This window comes from Methylobacterium sp. 092160098-2, from assembly GCF_028920805.1.
GTDB classification, from domain to species: domain Bacteria; phylum Pseudomonadota; class Alphaproteobacteria; order Rhizobiales; family Beijerinckiaceae; genus Methylobacterium; species Methylobacterium fujisawaense.
Window position 1 is genome coordinate 2,545,224 of the sequence record NZ_JAQPZJ010000001.1, and the last position, 21,651, is coordinate 2,566,874.

General features: G+C 72.3%; 20 protein-coding genes. 5 read left to right on the top strand and 15 right to left on the bottom strand.

Features of this window, described 5'->3' with window-relative positions; genetic code table 11:
• Positions 1-38 precede the first annotated feature (38 nt).
• A complete protein-coding gene (locus PQI07_RS11960) occupies positions 39-2,585 on the top strand; it encodes a phosphoketolase family protein (protein WP_274926682.1) in 2,547 nt (848 codons plus the stop codon).
• Between the two features lie 438 nt (positions 2,586-3,023).
• On the opposite strand, the gene PQI07_RS11965 is transcribed toward PQI07_RS11960, so the two are convergent.
• From PQI07_RS11965 to PQI07_RS12005, 9 genes are all read right to left on the bottom strand, one after another.
• Entirely contained in the window at positions 3,024-3,737 is a 714-nt protein-coding gene (locus PQI07_RS11965; RefSeq protein WP_274926683.1) for a Crp/Fnr family transcriptional regulator, read from the bottom strand.
• A 405-nt stretch (positions 3,738-4,142) separates the two neighbouring features.
• Positions 4,143-4,397 carry a hypothetical protein gene (locus tag PQI07_RS11970; RefSeq protein WP_274926684.1) on the bottom strand — a complete coding sequence of 85 codons (255 nt, stop codon included), beginning with the start codon at positions 4,395-4,397 and terminating at the stop codon, positions 4,143-4,145.
• Positions 4,394-4,870 carry a hypothetical protein gene (locus PQI07_RS11975; protein ID WP_081948758.1) on the bottom strand — a complete coding sequence of 159 codons (477 nt, stop codon included), beginning with the start codon at positions 4,868-4,870 and terminating at the stop codon, positions 4,394-4,396. The genes PQI07_RS11970 and PQI07_RS11975 overlap by 4 nt, the downstream gene beginning before the upstream one ends.
• An 11-nt stretch (positions 4,871-4,881) precedes the next feature.
• Complete coding sequence (locus tag PQI07_RS11980; protein ID WP_043352676.1) at positions 4,882-5,532, bottom strand: BON domain-containing protein; 651 nt, start codon at positions 5,530-5,532, stop codon at positions 4,882-4,884.
• An 80-nt stretch (positions 5,533-5,612) separates the two neighbouring features.
• On the bottom strand, positions 5,613-5,960 hold the full coding sequence (locus PQI07_RS11985) for a DUF1476 domain-containing protein (protein ID WP_043352687.1): 348 nt from the start codon (positions 5,958-5,960) through the stop codon (positions 5,613-5,615).
• A gap of 90 nt (positions 5,961-6,050) precedes the next feature.
• The gene (mgtA, locus tag PQI07_RS11990; protein WP_274926685.1) at positions 6,051-8,654 is read right to left on the bottom strand and encodes a magnesium-translocating P-type ATPase; all 2,604 of its coding nucleotides are present in this window, start codon (positions 8,652-8,654) and stop codon (positions 6,051-6,053) included.
• 39 nt (positions 8,655-8,693) lie between these two features.
• Positions 8,694-10,055, bottom strand: coding sequence for a S41 family peptidase (locus PQI07_RS11995; RefSeq protein ID WP_274926686.1), 1,362 nt, complete (start codon positions 10,053-10,055; stop codon positions 8,694-8,696).
• 73 nt (positions 10,056-10,128) lie between these two features.
• The gene (locus tag PQI07_RS12000; protein ID WP_274926687.1) at positions 10,129-11,787 is read right to left on the bottom strand and encodes a bifunctional aminoglycoside phosphotransferase/ATP-binding protein; all 1,659 of its coding nucleotides are present in this window, start codon (positions 11,785-11,787) and stop codon (positions 10,129-10,131) included.
• Positions 11,748-12,233, bottom strand: coding sequence for an SPW repeat domain-containing protein (locus PQI07_RS12005; protein WP_274926688.1), 486 nt, complete (start codon positions 12,231-12,233; stop codon positions 11,748-11,750). Before PQI07_RS12005 ends, PQI07_RS12000 begins: the two co-directional genes overlap by 40 nt.
• A 138-nt stretch (positions 12,234-12,371) precedes the next feature.
• On the opposite strand from PQI07_RS12005, the gene PQI07_RS12010 reads away from it, so the two are divergent.
• The 4 genes from PQI07_RS12010 (at position 12,372) to PQI07_RS12025 (ending at position 16,800) form a co-directional block, all read left to right on the top strand.
• Complete coding sequence (locus PQI07_RS12010) at positions 12,372-12,773, top strand: DUF6455 family protein (protein ID WP_043387209.1); 402 nt, start codon at positions 12,372-12,374, stop codon at positions 12,771-12,773.
• Entirely contained in the window at positions 12,766-15,462 is a 2,697-nt protein-coding gene (locus PQI07_RS12015) for a cation-translocating P-type ATPase (RefSeq protein WP_274926689.1), read from the top strand. The genes PQI07_RS12010 and PQI07_RS12015 overlap by 8 nt, the downstream gene beginning before the upstream one ends.
• A 55-nt stretch (positions 15,463-15,517) precedes the next feature.
• Entirely contained in the window at positions 15,518-15,832 is a 315-nt protein-coding gene (locus PQI07_RS12020) for a hypothetical protein (protein WP_179697327.1), read from the top strand.
• 107 nt (positions 15,833-15,939) lie between these two features.
• Positions 15,940-16,800 (top strand): universal stress protein, encoded by an 861-nt coding sequence (locus PQI07_RS12025; RefSeq protein ID WP_043354331.1) that lies wholly within the window; start codon positions 15,940-15,942, stop codon positions 16,798-16,800.
• Between the two features lie 47 nt (positions 16,801-16,847).
• Here PQI07_RS12025 and PQI07_RS12030 read toward each other — a convergent pair whose 3' ends face one another.
• From PQI07_RS12030 to PQI07_RS12055, 6 genes are all read right to left on the bottom strand, one after another.
• Positions 16,848-17,540: a helix-turn-helix domain-containing protein gene (locus PQI07_RS12030; protein ID WP_179697326.1), complete on the bottom strand. Its 693-nt coding sequence runs from the start codon at positions 17,538-17,540 to the stop codon at positions 16,848-16,850.
• Positions 17,541-17,660: 120 nt separating this feature from the next.
• Positions 17,661-17,885 (bottom strand): hypothetical protein, encoded by a 225-nt coding sequence (locus PQI07_RS12035; protein ID WP_274926690.1) that lies wholly within the window; start codon positions 17,883-17,885, stop codon positions 17,661-17,663.
• Between the two features lie 84 nt (positions 17,886-17,969).
• Positions 17,970-18,338, bottom strand: a complete 369-nt coding sequence (locus PQI07_RS12040) for an SPW repeat protein (protein WP_043387222.1) — start codon at positions 18,336-18,338, stop codon at positions 17,970-17,972.
• Positions 18,339-18,710: 372 nt separating this feature from the next.
• Positions 18,711-19,136 (bottom strand): response regulator transcription factor, encoded by a 426-nt coding sequence (locus PQI07_RS12045; RefSeq protein WP_274926691.1) that lies wholly within the window; start codon positions 19,134-19,136, stop codon positions 18,711-18,713.
• A gap of 114 nt (positions 19,137-19,250) precedes the next feature.
• The gene (gene fixJ, locus PQI07_RS12050) at positions 19,251-19,859 is read right to left on the bottom strand and encodes a response regulator FixJ (RefSeq protein WP_043354340.1); all 609 of its coding nucleotides are present in this window, start codon (positions 19,857-19,859) and stop codon (positions 19,251-19,253) included.
• Positions 19,849-21,399, bottom strand: coding sequence for a PAS domain-containing sensor histidine kinase (locus tag PQI07_RS12055; protein WP_081948865.1), 1,551 nt, complete (start codon positions 21,397-21,399; stop codon positions 19,849-19,851). The genes fixJ and PQI07_RS12055 overlap by 11 nt, the downstream gene beginning before the upstream one ends.
• Positions 21,400-21,651: the final 252 nt, after the last annotated feature.

Sequence of the window (21,651 nt, forward strand, 5' to 3'; positions counted from 1 at the left end):
GGGTCCGCCCCGGGTTACGGATCCGCCGGGAGGCCGACATGGACGCGAGGCACGGCTCGAAGGAGCGCCGCGACGGCGAAGGCCGGGACGACGGACACGGCCTGGCCTTCGTGCCCGGGCCGCTCGGACCCGATGGCCTCGGGACGATCGACGCCTACTGGCGCGCCGCCAACTACCTGTCGGTCGGGCAGATCTACCTCATGGCCAACCCGCTCCTGCGCGAGCCGCTCAAGGCGGAGCACGTCAAGCCGCGGCTCCTCGGCCACTGGGGGACGACGCCCGGCCTCAACTTCATCTACGCGCACCTGAACCGGATCATCCGGCAGCGCGACCTCGACATGATCGCCGTTTGGGGACCGGGCCACGGTGCGCCGGGTCTCGTGGCCAACGCCTACCTGGAGGGCACCTACAGCGAAATCTACCCGGACGTGGCCCGGGACGCGGTCGGGATGGGCCGCCTGTTCCGGCAGTTCTCGTTCCCCGGCGGCATCCCGAGCCACGCCTCGCCCGAGCTGCCGGGCTCGATCCACGAGGGCGGCGAACTCGGCTACTCTCTGGCGCATGCGTTCGGGGCAGCCCTCGACAATCCGGGCCTGACCGTCGCCTGCATCGTCGGGGACGGCGAGGCCGAGACCGGGCCGCTCGCCGCCGCCTGGCACGCGAACAAGTTCCTCGATCCGCGCTCCGACGGCACGGTCCTGCCGATCCTGCACCTCAACGGCTACAAGATCGCCAGCCCGACGGTCCTCGCCCGCATGCCCGCGGACGAACTGCGCAGCCTTCTCGTCGGCTACGGCTACGCGCCGGTCTTCGTCGAGGGCGACGACCCGGCCCCGATGCACCAGGCCATGGCCACGGCCCTCGATGCCACCTTCGACACCATCGCGGAGATCCGGGCGCGCGCCGGACGCGGCGCCGTCGAGCGGCCCCGCTGGCCCATGATCGTGCTGCGCAGCCCCAAGGGCTGGACCGGGCCGCATTGCGTGGACGGCAAGCCCGTCGAGGGCACATGGCGTGCGCACCAAGTGCCGGTCGCCGCCGTCCGGGAGAATGCGGAGCACCGGGCGATCCTCGAAGCCTGGATGCGCTCCTATCGTCCGGAGGAGCTGTTCGCGGAGGACGGCGCCCTCGTCCCCGAACTCGCCGCGCTGCCGCCGAAGGGGGCGCGGCGCATCTCGGCCAATCCGCACGCCAACGCGCACAAGAGCGCGCCCCTGCGCCTACCCGACCTGAGCGTGGCGGCCGTCGCGGTGCCGGAGCCCGGCCGCACCAGGGCCGAGGCCACCCGCGCGCTCGGGGCCTACCTTCGGGAGGTGCTGACCCTGAACGCGCCGGCGCGCAACTTCCGCATCATGGGGCCGGACGAGACCGCCTCGAACCGCCTCGACGCGGTCTTCGCGGTGACGAGCCGCGCCTGGCAGGAGGCGATCCTGCCGGGCGACGAGAACCTCGCCCGCGACGGCCGCGTCATGGAGGTGCTGAGCGAGCACCTCTGCGAGGGCTGGCTGGAGGGCTACGTGCTGACCGGGCGGCACGGCCTGTTCGCGACTTACGAGGCCTTCGCGCACGTGGTCGATTCGATGGTGAACCAGCACGCCAAGTGGCTGAAATCCGCGCGCGACCTGCCCTGGCGCCGGCCGGTACCGTCCCTCAACATCCTTCTCTCGTCCCATGTCTGGCGGCAGGACCACAACGGCTTCAGCCACCAGGACCCCGGCTTCATCGACTTCGTGGCCAACAAGCGGGGCGACACGGCCCGCATCTACCTGCCGCCGGACGCGAACACCCTGCTCTGCGTCATGGACCATTGCCTGCGCACCTACGACCGCATCAACGTCGTCGTGGCCGGCAAGCAGCCGGCCCTCCAGTGGTTGAGTCTGGACGAGGCCGTCCGCCATTGCGCAGCCGGCGTCGACATCTGGGACTGGGCCTCCAACGAGGATGCGGGGGAGCCGGATGTGGTGATGGCCTGCGCGGGCGACGTGCCGACCCAGGAGACGCTCGCCGCGGTGGATTGGCTGCGCCGACATGTCCCCGCGCTCAAGGTCCGGGTGGTGAACGTCGTCGACCTGATGACGCTGCCTGCGCCCGAGACGCACCCCCACGGGCTCGACGACGCAACCTTCGACAGCCTGTTCACCTCCGATCGGCCCGTGGTGTTCGCCTATCACGGCTATCCGTGGCTCATCCATCGGCTGACCTACAAGCGGACGAACCATGGCAACTTCCACGTCCACGGCTTCATCGAGGAGGGCACGACCACGACGCCCTTCGACATGTGCGTGCTGAACCGCCTCGACCGCTTCCACCTCGCGCTCGCCGCGCTGCAGACGGTCCCCCATCTCGGGGCATGCGCCGAGCATGCCGAGCAGGCGCTGCGGGATGCCTTGGCGGCCCATCACGCGTATGTCCGTCGCACCGGCGACGACCTGCCGGAGGTGCGGGATTGGGTCTGGCCGGACCGGCATGCGCACCCGCATCCGGACCGTCGGCGGATCGACGGCGACATCATGCAGTGCGGTCCGACCACGGGCGAAGAGCCTCGCCCGGGCGAAACCCTGGACGACTGGACGGTCGTCACCTGAGGCCGGGCGATGATCCGCGTCCTCGACGCCGGCGCCTCCAGCCTGCGCCGCGCCCTGTCCCGGCCGGGTGCCGACGACCCGGCGTGGCGCGCCCGCGGTCGCCGACACCGGTCATGAGCGGCGCTCCCGATCGGAGGCCTCGACGCGCCGGTGCTGGGCGCGCTGGACGAACCCCTACCCCTGGCGTCCCATCCTGCCCGCGATCGAGGCGCGCGCGATCGCGGTATCGGTGCCCGACCTTCGGGGGCGCGCGACGGCCCGAAGCGCGCAGGCCGCAGAGGGCATCCCGATGCACGCGTGCCGCGCGAGGCGTCTTCGGGCCGTCTTCGGGGCCGTGCCATCCCCCGGGCTGGACGCAATCGCGGATGAGTCCCTCCGCGAGGACCGCTCCAAACCCGGATCCGGGGGGAGCCGAACCCGGGCCGTGTCCACCCCGGGTCAGGGGGGCGGGAAATCCAGGTTCAGGTAGGCAGGGTCGAATTCGGCGACCTTCCGGAGACCGTCCCAGTCCTCGATGGTCATCCATCGGCATCGCTTGGACACGAGCCCGGCCTGCTGGAGCCTCTTCATGGTCCGGTTCGCGTGGACCGATGTGAGGCCCAGGGCGCTGCCGAGTTCCGTCTGCGTCAGGGGCATCGGAAATCGGAAGGCCTCGGTCATGCCGGCCACCGCGGCCCGGGTGAAGAGTTCGCAGATCAGGTGCGCCATCCCCGCATAGGCCTGACGGTGCCCCGCATTCAGGAGCCAGCGGCGGGTTATGGCCGCCTCGGTGGCGGTTTCGACCTGAATCAGACGGCCGATGCCGGGATGCCGCTCGACGAGCCCGTGCAGGACGCCGTGCGGAATGATGCCGATGCGGCATGGGGTGAGCGTGGCGATGACATGATCCATCTCGCCCCGCAGAAAGCCCTGCAGGTCCAGGGCGTCGCCGGCGAGTTGCAGGCCGAGGATCTGCGGCCTGCCGTCCTTCAAGGGGACGTACCGGCACGTCCAACCCTCCAGCAGAAGGCGGCATTCGGTCGGCGTGTCGCCCTCGCGCACGATGTCCGTGTCCGCCTCGACGTTCACGACCCGGGAAACGGATGCGGCGAGGGCATCGATCTCCGCGGCCCAGACGCCGCCGGACCGATCCAGCCTGCGCCGGATGGTCAAGGTCCAATCCACGCCCGACGGGCGCGTGGGGTCGCGGGCGAACTTCCGCCGGCCCGTCTGCGCGTCCCGGGCGCGTGCCAGGGGGAGTGTCGGGGGGAGTGTCGGGGGCCGTGTCGGGCCAGGGGGTGATTGCGCCGCCTCGCATCCCTGGGCGGTGATCGCTTCGTGGCTCAGCCTTGAGCGCGTCTTCCCTTCGGCTATCGACATCATGCGCCCCCAGTCTCGCTGGATGGAAACAGGTCGGCGCCGCGCCGCGGTCGTGCCTTGCGGTGGATCAAAGGCGCCCGGTTCGAAGCCTCCACGCCATCCGGCATCGCGGCACGATGCACCGCCTGCCGCCCGGCGGCCCCCGGAGATCATCGCCGCACCCTGAGGGACGGCGGGGGGCTGCACGCTCCATCGCGCTCACGCGCGCACACCCCCCATCCCGACCCCGCCATCGCGGCCGTCGCGCCCCTCCGTCGAACCGATGGAACGGGCTGCGATGTCGGCCGGCTGCACCCATCGGTACAGGAGACGGTCGACCGCGCCGGCCCGGGCGAGCGGCAGATCGCGCCAGAAGGTGCGCCACCGCGTCAGAAGGGTGCTCTCGGCGGGCCCGAACTCCGACGGAGGCGGGCACAGGGGCAAGACGGGACAGTCCGCGCCCCCGCCCGTCATGATCCGTCCCCGCCGTCCGGATGGGTGAGGCGGGCGACCTTGAACGTGCGGTAGACCGCGCCGCCGGCATCCCGGATCGAGACGTACTCGCCTTCGACGAAGACGTGGGTACCCAGATGGTAGCCGGCCTCGTCATCCTCGTTCGTCCAGTCCTCGTAGTCGATCAGCCAAGTCGCGCCGCCCTCGCCACCGGCCCGGTGCACCAGGCGGCCGTGCCGGTCCGGCTCGCCGATCCAGAAGCGGCGGACGCGGCACCGGTCGCGGGTCTCGCGCCAGAGCGCCGGGTCGAGGTGCCCGTCTGGCGTGAGGGGCGCCACGATCTCGTAGCCTCGTCCGGTGCTGCCGTCCGGATGCTCCGGGCAGCGCGCCAGCGTCAGCGTCACGCGAGACAGTCCGGGCCGGGCATCGGGTTTCCCCGGAGGTCGTCCACCCTGGAGCGGGGCGGCGTCGAGCGCGTGCGATTCGCCGGACATGGCGGTCCTCCTCAGCTCAGGGCCACGATGCGGTCCTCGACGGCGCGCACGCCCGGCACCGACCATGCGGCGCGCTCGGCCGCATCGCGCTCGGCCCAGGCCGTCACCGCCCCTTCCAGGGTCACCTTGTCCCCCGTGACGGTGACCTTGATCCCCTCCGCCTCGAACAGGGCGCCCCGCCGGAACGCCTCCAGGATCTTGTCCTTGACCGCCGCCGGCGGCACCTGCCGCCGGATTTCGATGAGGTTGGTCACGCCGTGCACGCCGGTGAGCTTCCGGACGGCCGCCTCGGCGCCCGCCACTTGGTACTGCCAGTCCACCGTGCCGGTCAGCGTGACCCAGCCGCCGGCCACCTTCACCTGGATGGCGTCCTTCGGCAGATGCACCGACCAGTCGATGATCGCGAGCGCCCGGGCGGCGATCTGGTCGTCGGCCACCTTCTTCTCGTCGGCGTAGCGGACCGCGATCTCCTGCGCGATGGCGCGCACGCCCCGGACGCGGCGCACGGCGCGCTCCGCCTCCACCTTCTCGGCGTAGCTGCCGACATGGCCGGTGAGCGTCACCACCCCTTCGGAGACGGCGACGCCGATATCCCCGGCGTCCAGGCTCGGGTCGAAGTCGAGTTCGTCGAGCACCGCCCGGCGCAGGTCCTTGTCGGTCATGGGGTCCTTCCTCATGGCGTGTCTCCCGATCGTTCTGGCTGGCGCGATGGCGCGGGGGCTCCTCGGCGCTGCGGCGCGGCCTAGACGGAGGAGCCTCGATTCAGCGCGACGCCGACGCGTCGCTCGGCCTGGGCGAGCGCGGCGCACCGCTCCAGCTCCGTGCGCAGGCGGGGGATCGTCGCGTCGATGCCGGCCGCCCCGAGATCCGACCGAAGCCTGTCGATCAGCGCTTCGTCCTCGGTCACGACGGCGTACTCCGTGACGGCGGTGACGTAGTCTTCCGCCGCCTGGCCGGTCAGGTTCATCCGCTCGGAGGCCCAGGCGGCCAGGAGCCGGTTGCGCCGGTTGCGGGCGTGGAACCGCGCCTCTTCCTCCTGGACGAAGCGGCGTTCGGCGGCTCGCTCGCGCTCGTCGAACGTCGTGGTCATGGAAGCCTCCATCCCGTGAGCGGTGCCGGACCGCGCCGGCTGCGGTTCGGCCATCCTTCAACCGGCCGGCGCCGCCGGCCTTGAGGCAGATCAAGGTTCGGCGCGCCGATGGCGGGCGCGGTGCGGCGGGCGGGCGGCCCAGGGCTTCACGGTCTCGACCGCCGCGAGGTAGGCGAGGGTGATCAGCGCGATGCCGAGGAGCGTCGGCAGGGGCGGGGCCTGGAAGCCGAACCAAGGCCCTGCCGGCGTGAAGGGAAGGGCCAGCGCGGCCGCCAGCGCGGCGAGCGAGGAGCACGCCAGCGCCGCGCTCGGACGATCCCGCCAGGGGCGCCCGCTCGTCCGGATGACGAAGATCACGAGGATCTGCGTCGCCATGGATTCGAGGAACCAGGCCGTCCGGAATTCCTCCGCCGAGGCACCGAAGAGGAAGAGCAGGGCGCCGAAGGTCAGGAGGTCGAACAGCGACGAGAGCGGGCCCATCACGCCCGCGAACCGGAGGATGGCCGCCATGTCCCAGACCTGTGGCCGGGCGGTCGCGGACGGCGCCACATGGTCGAAGGGGATGCCGACCTCCGAGAGGTCGTAGAGCAGGTTGTTGAGAAGGATCTGCGTCGGCAGCATCGGGAGGAACGGCAGCGTCACCGAGGCGACCGCCATCGAGAGCATGTTGCCGAAGTTCGAGCTCGCGCCCATGCGGATATATTTCAGGATGTTGGTGAAGGTCCGCCGCCCCTCCTCGACGCCGTCGGCGACGACCGCGAGGTCCGAGGCGAGCAGGATCATGTCGGCCGCGGCCTGCGCGACCCCGGTCGCGCCCTCGACGGAGAGGCCGATATCGGCCTGCGCGAGGCCCGGCGCGTCGTTGATGCCGTCACCCAGGAAGCCCACGATCGCGCCCCTGGCCTGAAGCGCCCGCACGATGCGCGCCTTCTGGTCCGGGGTGAGCCGTCCGAAGGCGTCCACCTTGCGGGCCTGCACCGCGAGCGCCGCATCGCTCAGGGCCGCGACCTCGGAGCCGGACAGGACCGTGGTGGTGTGAAGCCCGACGAGGCTGGCAAGGCGGCGCACGACCACCGGGTCGTCGCCGGACAGGATCTTCAGGCGCACGCCGGCGCGCGCGAGCCGCGTGACGGCGGCGGCGGCCGTCGGTTTGGGCGGGTCGGCGAAGGCGCAGAAGCCCTCGAAGACGAGGTCGGCCTCGTCCGCGGTTCCGGGCGGCCGCATGGGCCCCGACCAGGGCCGCGACGCGACCGCGATAGTGCGCAGCCCCTCCTCGGCCAGGCTCCGGACCTGCCCGAGGGCCGCGCCGCGTTCCTCCGGGCCCATCGGCTCCGTCCCCTCGCCGGCGCGGCGCGCGGTGCACAGCGCCAGGACCGCCTCCGGCGCGCCCTTCAGGATCAGCAGCGGCCCCTCCGGTCCCTGCGCGAGGACCGACCCGGTGCGGCGCCCGTAGTCGAACGCCCGCTGGCCGGCCAGGACCCACGCCCGGCCCGCGTTCGGGTGATGGTCGACGAGGGCCGCGTCGAGCGAGCTGCGATCTCCGCCGAGATCGGCCGCGACCGCCGCGAGCCGCGACGGCCGCGCGTCCTCGCGGCCCGCCGGATCGAGGCTGCGGCCCAGGGCGATCTCGGCCGAGGTCAGCGTCCCGGTCTTGTCGGTGCACAGCACCGTCATCGCGCCGAGGTCGTGGATCGCGGCGAGCCGCTTCACGATGACCTTGCGGGCCGCCAAGCGCAGCGCGCCCCGCGAGAGCGTCACCGTCGTGACCATCGGCAGCAGTTCCGGGGTGAGGCCGACGGCGAGCGCGACCGCGAACAGGAGGGAGTCGAGCACGGGGCGGCCGAGCACGACGCGGGCGGCCAGGACGCTGAGCACCAGGGCCAGGGTCAGCCGGGCGACCATGAGCCCGAAGGCGTGGAGGTCGCGCTGGAAGGGCGAGGATGCCCGCGCCTCGGCCAGAACCGAGGCCGCCGCGCCGAACATCGTGGCGGGGCCGGTCGCGACGACGAGGGCGGTTGCCTTGCCCGTCCGCACGACGGCGCCGCGGAACACGGCGTTCGAGGCCTCCGCCGGCTCTGGAGACGTCACCGGCCCGGCCCGCTTCTCCACCGGGTAGGGCTCGCCGGTCAGGGCGGCCTCGGCCACCGTGAAGGCGTCGCCGTCGATCACGAGGGCATCGGCCGGGACGATGTCGCCGGCCCGCATGCGCAGGATGTCGCCGGGAACCACCTGCTCCACCGGGACCGTGACGAAGCTGCCGTCCCGCCTGACCTCAGCCTTCAGCGCCACCGTGTGGCGCAGGGCCTCGGCGGCCCGTGTGGCGTGGCCCTCCTGCACCGTGTCGAGGCCGATGGACAGGCCGAGGATGGCGACGATGATGACGCCTCCCACCACGTCGCCGGTCACGACCGAGACGAGGCCGGCCGCGATCAGGATCAGGGCGAGCGGTTCGAGCAGGCGGCGGAGCACGGCCTGCAGGGCGCCGCCGGCCCGCGTCCCGGCATCGCTGTTCGGCCCGTAGCGTTCGAGCCGTCGCGCGGCGTCGACCGCGCCGAGCCCGTCGAGCCCGCATCGGAGCTCGGCGCAGAGCGCCTCGAGGCCGCGCACCCAGAACGCCCCGCTCGGCCCGGGCGACGACAGCTCCGTCGGAGTGGCGATGTCGCGCGCGCGCGCCGGAACCGCCGTCATCTCCATGGGTCGACCCGTCGCTCTCCCGCTCGCGGCGGCACGACATCACCGGTTGGGACTGGGGTCGTTGCGGTGGATCAAGCCGCCGCCGCTCTGGCTGACGGCCAGCAGATGCTGCACGGCCGCCGTCAACGGCCGGTCCCGCGACGGATCGATGAGGCCGTCCGCGACGAAGCCGTCCTGCAGCGAGCCGCCGCCCGCACCGGGCTCCGGCGATAGGCGGCCCTGCGTCCCGGCCGCCATGCCGTCCGGGGTCACCACGCGGTCGGGTGCGATGCCGTTGCCGTCCACCCGGCGGCCCGCGGGCGTGACGAACCAGGCCGTGGTGAGGCGCAGCGCGCGCCCGTCGCGATGGGCATAGGTGGTCTGGACCGCCCCCTTGCCGTAGGTGCGCGTCCCGATGAGAATCGCGCGCCGGTGATCCTGAAGGGCGCCGGCGACGATCTCGGCCGCGGACGCGGTCCCGCCGTCGACGAGCACGACCAGCGGAAGGCCGTCGATCACGTCGGCACCGGTCCTGTCCAGCGCGAACCGCTCGACGCTGCCGGGGTCCCGGCCGACCAGGCGCACGATCTCGCCCCGTCCGAGGAAGGCCCCGGCCACCGCGACGGCCTGCACGACGAGGCCCCCCGGATTGCCGCGCAGGTCCAGGATGAACCCCTTGAGCCTGTCACGGCCGATGCCGGCCTTCAGGTTCGCCACCGCCCTGAGCAGCCGGCCGGTCGTGAATTCGTCGAAGTGGTCGAGCCCGAGATAGGCGACGGTATCCAGGGCTTTCAGACGCACCGGGTGCAGCGGCAGCCACTCCCGGATCAGGACCATCTCGGCCGGGGCAGGCTCGCCCGGCCGGACGACCCGCACGCGCACCGTCGAGTCCGGCTCTCCGCGCAGGCGGTCGGCGACCTGGTCGGGCGCGATGCGCCCGATGGCGACGCCGTCGATCTCCTGGATGATTGTCCCGGGCGTGAGGCCGGCGCGCGCGGCCGGGGCATCGGGAAGCGTGCGCCGTACCGTCCCGTCCGCGTCGACGACCACGCCGATGCCGGCATAGCTTCCCGTATCCTGCTCATCGAGCCGGCGGAACTCGGCCGCGGTGAGGTAGTGTGAATGCCGGTCCAGCGCGGCGAGCATCCCGACGATGGCCGCGTCGATCAACGGACCGTCGCCGCGCATGTCGGCCGCCCGTGACCGGATGGCGTGGAATGCGGCCCCGAAGAGGCGCAGGTCCCGATAGGGCGATTCCTGGAACCCGTCCGGGCGTAGGCCGACGTCGGGTGCGGCGGGGCTCGTGAGCAGCGCGCCGGCGGCGCCGGCGAGCCAGGCCGCCCCGGCGAGGCAGCACGCAGCGCCGCGACCGGTCGGCCCCCGGTCGCGTGCCGCCTTGCTTGCGATCGGTTTGAACGGCATCGCCCGGTTCGACGTCCACGCGCGCGGTGAGGATGGCTCTCCGCGCCCGGCCTCGCCTTGACGTGCGTCAACGTCACCGCGTGTGCGGAGGCGGGCCCTGCGCGATGGCGATCGTCTTCGGAACGCCCCGTGCCCGCTCCGGCCGATCCGGCGGGGTCGGGGTCGCCGGTGACCCGTCGGGTGGTCGGGCCGCCGGCCAGCCCGTCACGCCGGCGCTCCCCAGGAGCGACAGGACCGTCGCGCGCAACGCGTCCACGGGCTGATCGGCGCGGAGCTCGTGCCACGCGAGGGCGCCGCGACCCCGCGCGACCTGGGCCGCCAGGACCGTCGCGGTGGCATCCGAAGGGTCGCCGGCGCGGCTGTCGATGCGGCGCGCGAGCAATGGGGCCGGGGCCTCCAGCCAGACGCCGCAGAACCGGGCCCCCCGGTCTCGGGCGAGGGCCTCGATCTGTGCCCGCTCCGTCGGTCGGTCGAAGACCGCATCGGCGACGACGCAATGGCCCGCGGCCAGGACCCGCCCGGCGTCCCGCCGCAGGATCGCGTAGACGCGCCGCGACACGGTCTGGGCGTAAGCCGCCGCCGGGAGCCGCGTCAGGGCGTCGACCCCGTGCAGGCGCTTGCGGATCCGATCGCTCGACAGGATCCGGGCGCCCGGGGCCGCGCCGATCCAGGGGGCCGCCGCCGCCGCGACGCTCGACTTGCCGGAACCGCTGAAGCCGCCGACCGCCAGGAGGCCCGCCGGCCTGTCGGTCAGCAGGTCTTCCCCGAGGGCGAGATACGCGCGCGCCTCGGCGGTCCTGGCGGCGGCGGCCGCGCCGGTTCCGTCCGCCGCTTGAGCCGCCGTGACGTGGGCGCGGATCACCGCGCGCAGCGCCATCAGGACCGGCAGCAATCCGAGACCGTCGGTCTCGTCCGCCCCATCGAGGTAGCGATTGAGCAGGAGGTTGGCGAGGTCGAAGCGCGACCGGTGCCAGAGGTCCATGAGGACGAAGGCGAGGTCGTACAGGATATCGGTCGTCGCGATGGTCTCGCTGAACTCGATGCAGTCGAACGGCGTCGGCTTGCCCTCGAACAGGCAGATGTTACGCAAGGTGAGGTCGCCGTGGCAGCGGCGGACCTTGCCGGCGGCGCGGCGGGCGTCGAGCAGGGGGGCATGCCGCGCCAGAACCGCCCGGAACCGCGCCGTCAGCGTCGCCACCGCGCCGGTCGAGGCGAGCCCCGTCGCCCGGAGCGCCGCCGCGTTCAAGTCGACGAGCGCCGTCAGGGCGGCGGCCCCGCCCTTGTCGCGGTGGATCTCCGCGCCGGCATGGAAGGCGGCGATGACCTGGGCAAGGTCCGCGATATGGTCCGGTCCGAGGCGACCCTCGCACGCCAGGGTGTCGAACAGGTCCGCCTCCGGGAACCGCCGCATCTCGACCACGGCGTCGACGAGGTTCCCGGTCCCGTCGAAGGCCAGGCCCCCGTCCGGTCCGCGCGTGATCCGCCGGGCGCCGAGGTAGAGCGCGGGTGCCGTGCGGCGGTTGAGCATGACCTCGGCCTCGCAGGCGGCGAGGCGCCGCTTGGGGGTCGAGAAGTCGAGATAGGGGAAGCGGACGGCGCGCTTGAGCTTGAACACGCGGCTGCCGGCCAGGAAGAGCCGGGAGATGTGGGTGGTTACGGTCTCCACCTGTCCCGTGCCCGACAGGGCGTGCGTCAGGAACGCGGCGACGGCGTCCCGGTCCCCGGTCGACATGCGGATCGATCCTCGCTGACCCTGGGCGTCGCGCGGGCCGCGGGCGGCGCGGTTTGCCAAGCAGATTTCTGGGCAGATTTCTGGGCCGATTTCTGGGAGGCGGGCAGGTCCCGCAGCCGCCACAGCCAGGAGCCGGCCGAGACGAGGAGGGCGACGCCGAGGCCCACGTGAGCCCAGGCCGCGGCGTCCTGGAAGCCCAGCGCCCAGGGGGCCGCGCAGGACCAGAGACCGGCCGCCCCGATGGCGTACACTTCTCCCTCACGGGTGCGCATCAGCGTCAGGGCCGCCAAGGCCAGGATCGCCGCCCCGGTGATCCAGGCGTTCCAGGCCGCGATGTCCTCGGATCGGAAGCCGAAGTACCAGGGCGCCAGGATCAGGCCCGCCCCCAGCATGAGGTTCCAGCCCCCCAGGAAGACGTCTTCCGGCTGGTTGTCGATGGTGCGCATCGCCCCTCGTCCCCGGGGTGTGGCGGGCCCTGGGCCGCCGCCGACCGAGATGTGCGCCGATGTCGCCGGATCGGCCTTGAGATGGATCAAGGGCGCCGCCGCCGCGGTGGGGCACGCAGGGACTTTCAGGAGTCTGTGATGGCCGCACCAGCCGACAAGACCGACCCCTTCGATCCATTCGGCGTCGCCGCCGCGATGACCGGATGGTGCTGCCTCCTGAAGGCGGCGCAGGAAATCCGGGACATCGACCAGGAGATGATGGAGACGATGATGGAGGCCGACGCCGCGGCGCCCGCCGGCCTGTCGCCGGAAGCCGGCGCCAAGCTCCAGGGCGTCGTCAGCCTGATGCGACGCCTGCAGCTCGACCCCGAAGCCGTTCGGCGGAGCGAGCCCGAGACCATGCGGGCGCTCGAGGCCGCTTGCCGGGCCTGCGGCGCGCGGAGCCGCTGCGAACGCGAGCTCCGGGCCGGAACGGCGGCCCGCACCTACCCGGATTTCTGCCCGAACGCCGCGCGCCTCGATCGGCTGCGCCATGCTTGAGCGGGATCCGGCCGAGGATCCCGAATGGCCCAGCCCGCCGGCCGCGACCGGGTGCCCGGCGGCGGGGACGAAACCCGTCCATGCCCTGCCGGTCGCGGAGGTTCCAGGGCGTTTCGAGACCGCCCTGCCCGCGGGCCTGACCGATGCGGAGGCCCGGCGACGGCGCGAGCGGTTCGGCGCGAACGTGATCGCCACGACCGAGAGGGCCGGCAGGCTGTCCCTGCTCCTGCACCAGCTCGCGAGCCCCGTCGTCTACCTGCTCGCCGCGGCCGGCGGGCTCTCGCTCTACTTCGGGGATTGGCAGGAGGCGGCCGCCGTCATCGCGGTGCTGGCCATCAATACCGGCCTCGGCTTCTTCACCGAGCTGCGGGCGGTCCGATCCGTCGAGGGCTTGCGGTCGCTCGGGACGCGCTCGGCCCGCGTCCGCCGCGACGGGCACATCCGGGTCCTGCCCGCCGAGGATCTCGTCCCGGGCGACATCGTGCTGATCGAGGGCGGCGATGCGGTCCCGGCCGACATCCGGCTGGTCGAGGCGTCGAACCTGGGCGCCGACGAGTCGACCCTCACGGGGGAATCCGTGCCGGTGGACAAGTCGGCACAGCCGGTCGCCGCGGAGGCACGCCTCGCGGAGCGCGCGTCGATGCTGTTCCGGGGCACGCTGGTCACCCGCGGGAGCGGTGCGGGTGTCGTGGTCGCGACCGGCGCGGCGACCGAACTCGGGGCGGTGTCGCGCCTCGTCGCGCAGGCCGACCCGGAGGGGTCGCCCCTGGAACGGCGCCTGGGCCGCCTGTCCGGCCAGATGGTCTGGGCGGTCCTGGGGGTGGCCGTTCTCCTGGCCGGCCTCGGCATCGCAACCGGCAAGGATCTCCGCCTCATGACCGAGGCCAGCATCGCGCTGTCGGTCGCGGCCATTCCGGAAGGCCTGCCCATCGTCGCGACCCTGGTGCTCGCGCGCGGTATGTGGCGGATGGCCCGCAGGAACGCGCTGATCGAGCGCCTGTCGGCCGTCGAGACGCTCGGCGCCACGACGGTCATCCTGACCGACAAGACGGGGACGCTCACCGAGAACCGGATGACGGTGCGGCAATTGTCGCTGCCCTCCGGGCAGGGGGACCTGGCCGAGGGAGGGCCCTCGATCGAAGCCGGACGCCTGCTCCGCGTTGCGGTGCTCTGCAACGACGCCGCGCTCGGATCGGGCGCCGGAGACGGCAGCGGCGACCCGATGGAACAGGCGCTCCTGCGGGCGGGGCGGTCCGCCGGCTTCGACCGCGCGGCCCTCGGGCGCGACCGGCCTCTCGTGGGAAAACACGCCTTCGAGGCGGCCGTCCGCATGATGGCCACCGTCCATGCTGCGGGGCCGGGCTTCTGGGTGGCGGTCAAGGGCGCCCCGGAGGCCGTGCTCGCCGCCTCGCGGCGCACCGGTGACGGCGCGCATGATCGTCCCCTCGACGCGGGCGACCGCACTCTGTGGCGACGCCGCGTCGAGGATTTGGGGGCACGGGGCCTGCGGGTCATCGCCTGCGCCGAGAGGACGGTCGCGGATCCGGTAAGCCCGCCCTTCGAGGATCTCACGTTCCTCGGGCTGGTCGGGTTGGAGGACCCGGCCCGGGAGGACGTGCCGGCGGCGATGGCGGCCTGCCGCGCCGCGGGCATCCGCGCGGTGATGGTCACCGGCGATCACGCCGTAACCGCCCGGAGCATCGCCCTCGCGGTCGGTCTCGCCGGTCCGGGGGACCGCATCGCGGAGGGCGTCCCCGATGCCGGTCTGCCGGACGGGCTGGAGGATGTCGCGGTCTTCGCCCGCGTGAGCCCGGCCGAGAAGCTGGCGCTGGTCCGCGCCTACCAGGCGAAGGGCGAGGTCGTCGCCATGACCGGCGACGGCGTCAACGACGCCCCGGCGCTGAGGCAGGCGGATATCGGCGTCGCGATGGGCCGGCGGGGGACGGACGTGGCGCGCGAGGCCGCCGCCATGATCCTCCTCGACGATGCCTTCCCGACCATCGTCGGCGCGATCCGCGAGGGGCGGATCATCTTCGACAACATCCGCCGGTTCGTCACCTATCTGCTGGCCTGCAACCTGAGCGAGGTGATGGTCGTCGGGCTCGCGGTCGTGTCGACGCTGCCGCTACCGATCCTGCCGATGCAGATCCTCTACCTGAACGTCGTGACCGACGTGTTCCCGGCCTTCGCCCTGGCCCTCGGCGAAGGCCGGGACGACATCCTCCGGCGACCGCCGCGGGATCCGAAGGAGCCCATTCTGGGGCGGGCGCAATGGACGCGGATCGGCCTGCACGCCGCCGCGATGACGGCGGCGACCTTCGCGGCCGGCGCCGCCGCCACGTTCTGGCTCGCCTTCGATCCGGCCTCGGTCGTGACCGTCACGTTCCTGACGCTCGCCTTCGCGCAGCTCTGGCAGGTGTTCAACATGCGCGCCTCCAGCGCGCCGCTCCTCCGCAACGAGGTCACCCGGAATCCCTGGGTCTGGGCCGCCCTGCTCCTGTGCACGGCGCTGCTCGTCGGCCCGGCCTATCTCCCGCCGGTCGGCCGCCTGCTGGGCCTCGTCCCGCTCGATCGGAACGGCTGGATGCTCGTCCTCTCGGTGAGCCTCGCACCGCTCCTGGTCGTCCAACTCGCCACCCTGGCGGCGGGAGCCCGCCGGCCGTCCGGGCGCGACGGCCGTCCGACGTGAGGTCCGGTACCCCTCCGCGCCCACGGCCCGCGCGCCTTCGTGTAAGCTGTCGTCCATGAGCAGGATCACGACGGACCCGACCGCAGCGGATTGGGATGCACGGGTGGAGCGGCTGACCGGCCGCCTTCCCGGGCGCCTGCGCGATGCGGTCACGTGGCTGAGGAAACCCTCGCGGCGGCCGGCGCGGTTGGCGGCGGCGCTCGCCCTGATCGGCGGCGGCTTGCTGTCGTTCCTGCCGATCCTCGGCCTCTGGATGCTGCCCCTCGGCTTCGCCCTCCTGAGCGAGGACATCCCGGCGCTGAAGCCGCGGCTCGAAGCGATGGCGCGGGCGGTGGAGCGGTTCGTGTCCCGCCTCCGCAAGAAGCCCTGACCGGATCGGGTGATCCGGCGCGGTCGCCGACGGTCCGGCGTTGAGCTGGATCAAGGTCGAGCGGCCGCACCCGTCGAGACTCGGGCGATCGGCAGCCCGGAGCTCTCATGTCCCTCCCGTCCTCATCGCCCCTCGCCGCCTTGCGCGACATCCTGGTCGCCGTCACCGAGGAGGGCCGCGGCGACGAGCCCGGAACGGCGCTTGGCTATGGCCTCACGCTCGCCGCCGCGGCGGGCGCCCACCTCACCGTGCAGTCCGCGGCCCGCCGTCTCACCATGGTGGGCGGGGCGGGATTGGGGTTCGTCGACGGCCTCGTCGCGGACGAGAACCGGCGCCTGCGCGTCCTCGCCCAGGCCGTCGCCGAACGGGCCGCCGGGGATGCCACCCGTGCGGGGGTGACCTGTACGACCGAGGCGCCCGCGCTGGCCTACCCGGATCTGATCGCCCGGCTCACCGCCCGCGCGCGCCTCGCCGACCTGACCGTCCTGGACGCGGAGGCGCGGGAGGTCGATCTCGACCGCGACCTGATCGACGGACTCCTGTTCGGCAGCGGTCGCCCGCTCATCGTGGTGCCTGCGGGCTGCTCGGCCTGGCCTGCCGGTCGGATCGTCGTCGCCTGGGACGGCAGCGCGCAGGCGGCGCGGGCCGCCAACGATGCCCTGCCGTTCCTGCGCGCCGCCGAGGCGGTCGAGATCGTGTCCGTCGTCGGCGAGAAGGACCTGTCGGCCGCGGTCGCCGGCGCCGAGTTCGCGCCGCACCTCGCGCGCCACGGCGTGACCGTGTCGGTGAACGTCCTGCCGGTCGTCGACGACGTCGCGGAGACGCTCAGGACCCAGGCGGGCCTGTTCCGCGCCGACATGCTGGTGATGGGCGCCTACCGGCACGCCCGCCTGAAGGAATGGTTCTTCGGCGGCGTGACCCAGTCGCTCCTGGCCCGCAGCCCCCTTCCGCTGTTCCTCGCCCATTGACGGCGCGGCAGCACGATCCGTCGCGATCCGCCGGGGCGGCGTCGCGCTCAGTCCTCGATCATGCGGTGGAGCCGGGCGCGTCTCAGGCTGACCTGGCGGCCGCCGACGCGTTGCAGGGCCCCGTCCTCCTCCAGCTGCGAAAGGGTGCGCGACACGGTCTCGATGGTCAGCCCGAGAAAGTCGGCGATGTCGCGCCGGGTCATCGGAAGGGCGAAGGTCCCGGTGCCGCCCAGGCGTGCGTCCACGTCGATGAGGAAGCTTGCCACGCGCTCCGCCGCCGAGCGGCGCCCGAGCAGCAGCATGTGATCCTGGGCGTGCCTCAGATCGTTCGTGGCCATGTCCCAGAGCTGGCAGGCGAACTCGGCCCGGTCGGTCGCGGCGCGCTCGACCTGCCGCCGTTTGAAGATCAGCACCTTGGTGTCGGTGAGCGCCTCGGCGCTGTGGCGGTGGATCTTGCCCTGCTCGAACCCGAACAGGTCGCCGGGCAGGCGGAAGCCGGTGATCTGACGACGGCCGTCGCTCAGCACCTTGTGCGTGCGCACCGCGCCGCTGACGACCTTGTAGACGAACTCGGCCTCCTCGCCCTCGCCGTAGACTTCCTCCTCGCGGGTGTAGGAGAACGGCGTCCCGATCACCTCGGGGCAGCCCGCGAACAGGGCGCTTGCGTCCAGGCTCGGGAAGGGCGCCGAATGGCCTGCCGGGATCTGCGTGGACGTCCGTGCGGTGTAGTCGGTGCTCATCGCTTCGCTCCTCACCTCGTCGTGGGAGCGAGATTGGCCGCCCTCGGGGAGCGATGAAATTCCGGTTCGTGTCTTAAGCGAACTTGCTTACGGACAATTACGTAGTGCCGCGCGTCGGGCTCAGAGGCCCGCGGTCGTCGCGAATGCCCAGGCGGGAACCGGGTCGGGGAGCCCGGGCAGGCCGGAGCGCCCCGCGAGGAGGGCGCCCACCAGGGTGGCGAGCCCGTATGCCAGCACGCCCAGAACCAGCGTGAGGATGTCGGCATGACGGCGCAGGGCGTGGATGCCCGCGCAGCCGACCGTGAAGGACGCGGCGGCCGCGAGCGCGACGGGGTCGAGGGGCATGGCAGCCTCCTGGAAACGATGCCGTGAGGGACGCGGCCGCGCGCGGCGCAGGGCTGCCGCGGCCGTTCCGGCGCCCGGGCCGCCTCAGACCGAGCGCGCCTGGGGCGACACGTAGAGCCGCCGGAGTTCGAACGCGGCCAGGGCGGCCACCGCGAGCCCGACCCCGACATGCACCCCCATGGCGCCCCTGGTCTCCGCGAAGCCCAGTGCCCACGGCGCCATGGCCGCCCATAGGCCGAGGGCGAGGTTGAGGTACTCTTCCCAATCGTAGGTCCGGCCGAGGGCCAGCAACGCGACGACGGTGATGGCGCCGCCGCTGAGAAAGGCGTTGCGTGCGGCGGCGGAATCGTAGCTCAACTCCAGATACCAGGGTGCGAGGACGAGCGTGATCCCGAGGAGGATGTTGAGCGCGTTCGGGATCATGTCCTCGGTTCGGTTCTCGATGGTTCTCATCGGCTTCCCCCTGACGAAGGGGCCCCGGCGGCCGGACCGAGCGGGCGTCCGGAGCGCGAGCGGCAGACGGCCTGCCGCCTTCCCGATTTTCAGGGTCTCCGTATTGGTGCGGCGATACATTGATCCAGCTCAAGATCTTTGTGCGGGTTTCGCCGCAATGTTCATGAATAAGCTTGGCAAATCGTCGTTCCGTGGAGACAAGAGCGACGTGGGCCGGTTCTTTTGCTTGGCCGCACGCTGTGACGGAGCGCACAGGGGCCTTGGGATCGTCCGCCGCCGCATGCGGGCGCCGCGGTCGCCTCGGCCAGGGTAGCTCGGCCTCGGGCACGCCGGCGCGCGCCGGTTTGCCGATCTGGTTTCCGTCGGGTGTGGTCAGGCCGGCTGGGGGAGGGGCGCGGGGCGTGGCGCTGGGGCGGCCTCTCGGGCGGCGTCTCGGGCGGCGTCCGGGGCGAGGAGCCCGAGGAGCGCGTCGAAGGCGAGGGGCTTGTCGACCAGCGGGATCCCGGCGGCGCGAGCCCGGGCGCGGATGGCGGGGTCGGGGTGTCCGGTGATCAGGACCACGGGCACGCGGGCATCGAGGTCGTGGAGCCTGGCGCAGACTTCCAGGCCGTCGAGCCCCGGCAGGACGTGGTCGAGGAGGACGAAGGCCGGGCTCGGCCCCGGGAAGGCGGCCAGCAGTTCCGGTCCGTCCGCGAAGGTCTCGACCCGGAGGCCCTCGCTTTCCAGGAGGAAGCGGGTGGAGTGGAGGACGGCCGCGTCGTCGTCCACCACGTAGATGAGGTCGGTCAGGGCAGGCATGAGGTGTATCGGCGGCTGGATCGGCAGGTTCGTCGGCGGGGTGCCGGTCCGGGTTCGGGACCGCCAGGATGGGGCGCGATCCGGATCCCGGCCTTGACCTGCCTCAAGGCCGGCTCAGGCCAGGCCCGCCAGCACCGCCCAGCGCACCAGCTCCTGCAGGGTGCCGGCCTGCGTCTTGGCCATAAGCTTCGCCCGGTAGATCTCGACGGTGCGCGGACTGATGTCGAGCGTGCGGCCGATCTCCTTGCTGGTGCCGCCGGCGACCAGCTGGTCGAGGACCTGCCGCTCGCGCTCGCTCAGGGTGCCGACCCGCCGGACGAACTCCCGCAGCGTCGGATCCACCGCCTCGGCCGCGCCGTTGCGTTCCAGGGCGGAGCGCAGCGCCTGCAGGAGGGCCTCGTCGTCGAACGGCTTCTCGATGAAGTCGCAGGCGCCGAGCTTCATCGCCTCCACCGCGAGCGGGACGTCCCCGTGCCCGGTCATCATGATAACCGGAAGCTTGTGGCCGGATGCCCGCAGGCGGCGGAGCAACTCCAGGCCGTTGAGACCGGGCATGCGGATATCGGTCAGGACGCAGCCCGCTGCCGGCTCGACGAGCCGTTGGAGAAAGTCGGTCGCAGTCTCGTAGAGCCGCACCTCGAAGCCTTCGGTGCCGAGCAGGAAGCCGACCGAGTCCCGCATGGCCGGGTCGTCGTCGACCACGTGCACAAGGCTAGCTGGCATGACCGAGGTCTCCATCGTGCGCGGCCGGCAGCGTCAGCCGGAAGGTTGCCCCGCCGGCCTCGTTGCGCTCGACCCATAGGCGGCCGCCATGAGCCTCGACGATGGTGCGGCAGATCGAGAGCCCGACGCCCATCCCGCTCGCCTTGGTGGTGACGAAGGGTTGGAACAGCCGGTCCGCCACCGCGTCCGAGATGCCCGGCCCGGTGTCCACGACGGCAATCTCGACGTGGTCCGTTCCCGCGGGGCAGGCCTCGACGCGCAATTCGCGCCGGTGCCCCTGCTGCATGGCCTCGCGGGCGTTGCGCATCAGGTTGATCAGGACCTGCTGAACCTGAACGCGGTCGGCCAGGACGGACGTGACCCTCGGATCCACGTGCACGCGCGCGACAACGCCTTGCTCCCGGGCCCCGACCAGGGCCAGCGTGCTGGCCTCCTCGATCAGGCTCGCGACGGGCTCGACCCGCTTCTCGGTCTCGCCGCGGGTGACGAACTCGCGCAGGCGCCGGATGATCTGTCCCGCCCGCAAGGCCTGCTCGGCGGCCTTGTCGAGCACCTCCACCGTCTTGGCGACGTTCTCGGGACTGGGATGCGCCAGAAGGCGCTTGCAGCCCTTGGTATAGTTGCTGATGGCCCCGAGCGGCTGGTTCAACTCGTGGGCCAGCGTCGAAGCCATCTCGCCCATCTCGCTGAGGCGGGACATGTGGACCAGCTCCGCCTGGAGTTCCTCGAGACGGGCCTGCGTGCGGCGTTGCTCGGTCAGGTCGTTGATGAACCCGGTGAAGAAGACCTGCTCGCCCGCGCGCATCTCGCCGATGGCCAGCTCCATCGGGAAGGTGGAGCCGTCCCGCCTCAGGCCGGTCACGACCCTGTTGGTGCCGATGATGCGGCGCTCGCCGGTCCGCCGGTAGCGGTCGAGGTAGGCGTCGTGCTCGCTCCGCATCGGCTCCGGCATCAGGATGCGGACGTTCCGACCGACCGCCTCGTCGGCCGCGTAGCCGAAGAGACGCTCGGCCGCCGCGCTGAACCAATGGATCCGGCCTGCCTCGTCGATGACGACCATGGCCTCCGGCACGGTGTCGAGGATCGAGCGCAGGTGAGCCTCGCGGGCCCGCAAATCGACCTCGGCCCGCTTCTGCTCGTCGATATTGAGCACGACCCCGCGGAGCCGGAAGGGGCTGCGTTCCGGGTCGAGTTGCACCCGGCCGCGCGAGCGCAGCCAGCAGACATGCCCGTCGGGGCGCAGGACGCGGTAATCGACCTCGTAGCTGCCCCCCTCCCGCACGGCTCTCTCGATGGCCTCCGCGCGGGCTGGACGGTCCTCCGGATGCACGAGGGCCTGTGAGGCGGCGAAGGTGGTCAATCGTTCGGCCGGGACGCCGAACAGGCGGGCACAGGTCGGCGACACCGTGGCGCGACCGGTCACGATGTCCAGCGACCAGATGCAAATGCCCACTTCGTCGAGGGTCAGCCGCAGGTCGTCGCCGGTCTGAGCGGTGGCATCGTCGCGAGGGTGGCCGGGCGCGTCGACGGGGTTCGTCATCGCTTGCACCCGGAGAGGTCCTGCGGGCCGCGACGATGAAAACGCATCCGTCCCGAACTTCCAATCGGTTGCGCCATGACAACCAAAAATTACTGCATTTTGGAATCAGTGAACAGCCTTTCGGCAGTGTTGTTGGTCGAATATAGACGATCCCGTCGGGCGAATGTGCGAAATTGAACACTCCGCATCGTGGGCCGCTTGAGGTGGATCAAGGCTGCCCAGCCGCGACGGGACGAACCATGGGGCCGGCAC

What these genes read in the sequence shown, in the direction of transcription:
- PQI07_RS12055 (WP_081948865.1), bottom strand. Translation starts at nt 21,399, where the DNA reads ATGACGAACCCCGTCGACGCGCCCGGCCACCCTCGCGACGATGCCACC.
- PQI07_RS12005 (WP_274926688.1), bottom strand. Translation starts at nt 12,233, where the DNA reads ATGCGCACCATCGACAACCAGCCGGAAGACGTCTTCCTGGGGGGCTGG.
- PQI07_RS12010 (WP_043387209.1), top strand. Translation starts at nt 12,372, where the DNA reads ATGGCCGCACCAGCCGACAAGACCGACCCCTTCGATCCATTCGGCGTC.
- PQI07_RS12030 (WP_179697326.1), bottom strand. Translation starts at nt 17,540, where the DNA reads ATGAGCACCGACTACACCGCACGGACGTCCACGCAGATCCCGGCAGGC.
- mgtA (WP_274926685.1), bottom strand. Translation starts at nt 8,654, where the DNA reads ATGGAGATGACGGCGGTTCCGGCGCGCGCGCGCGACATCGCCACTCCG.
- PQI07_RS12000 (WP_274926687.1), bottom strand. Translation starts at nt 11,787, where the DNA reads ATGTCGACCGGGGACCGGGACGCCGTCGCCGCGTTCCTGACGCACGCC.
- PQI07_RS11960 (WP_274926682.1), top strand. Translation starts at nt 39, where the DNA reads ATGGACGCGAGGCACGGCTCGAAGGAGCGCCGCGACGGCGAAGGCCGG.
- PQI07_RS11980 (WP_043352676.1), bottom strand. Translation starts at nt 5,532, where the DNA reads ATGACCGACAAGGACCTGCGCCGGGCGGTGCTCGACGAACTCGACTTC.
- PQI07_RS12020 (WP_179697327.1), top strand. Translation starts at nt 15,518, where the DNA reads ATGAGCAGGATCACGACGGACCCGACCGCAGCGGATTGGGATGCACGG.
- PQI07_RS12040 (WP_043387222.1), bottom strand. Translation starts at nt 18,338, where the DNA reads ATGAGAACCATCGAGAACCGAACCGAGGACATGATCCCGAACGCGCTC.
- PQI07_RS12045 (WP_274926691.1), bottom strand. Translation starts at nt 19,136, where the DNA reads ATGCCTGCCCTGACCGACCTCATCTACGTGGTGGACGACGACGCGGCC.
- PQI07_RS12015 (WP_274926689.1), top strand. Translation starts at nt 12,766, where the DNA reads ATGCTTGAGCGGGATCCGGCCGAGGATCCCGAATGGCCCAGCCCGCCG.
- PQI07_RS11975 (WP_081948758.1), bottom strand. Translation starts at nt 4,870, where the DNA reads ATGTCCGGCGAATCGCACGCGCTCGACGCCGCCCCGCTCCAGGGTGGA.
- PQI07_RS12025 (WP_043354331.1), top strand. Translation starts at nt 15,940, where the DNA reads ATGTCCCTCCCGTCCTCATCGCCCCTCGCCGCCTTGCGCGACATCCTG.
- PQI07_RS11970 (WP_274926684.1), bottom strand. Translation starts at nt 4,397, where the DNA reads ATGACGGGCGGGGGCGCGGACTGTCCCGTCTTGCCCCTGTGCCCGCCT.
- PQI07_RS11985 (WP_043352687.1), bottom strand. Translation starts at nt 5,960, where the DNA reads ATGACCACGACGTTCGACGAGCGCGAGCGAGCCGCCGAACGCCGCTTC.
- PQI07_RS12035 (WP_274926690.1), bottom strand. Translation starts at nt 17,885, where the DNA reads ATGCCCCTCGACCCCGTCGCGCTCGCGGCCGCCGCGTCCTTCACGGTC.
- fixJ (WP_043354340.1), bottom strand. Translation starts at nt 19,859, where the DNA reads ATGCCAGCTAGCCTTGTGCACGTGGTCGACGACGACCCGGCCATGCGG.
- PQI07_RS11995 (WP_274926686.1), bottom strand. Translation starts at nt 10,055, where the DNA reads ATGCCGTTCAAACCGATCGCAAGCAAGGCGGCACGCGACCGGGGGCCG.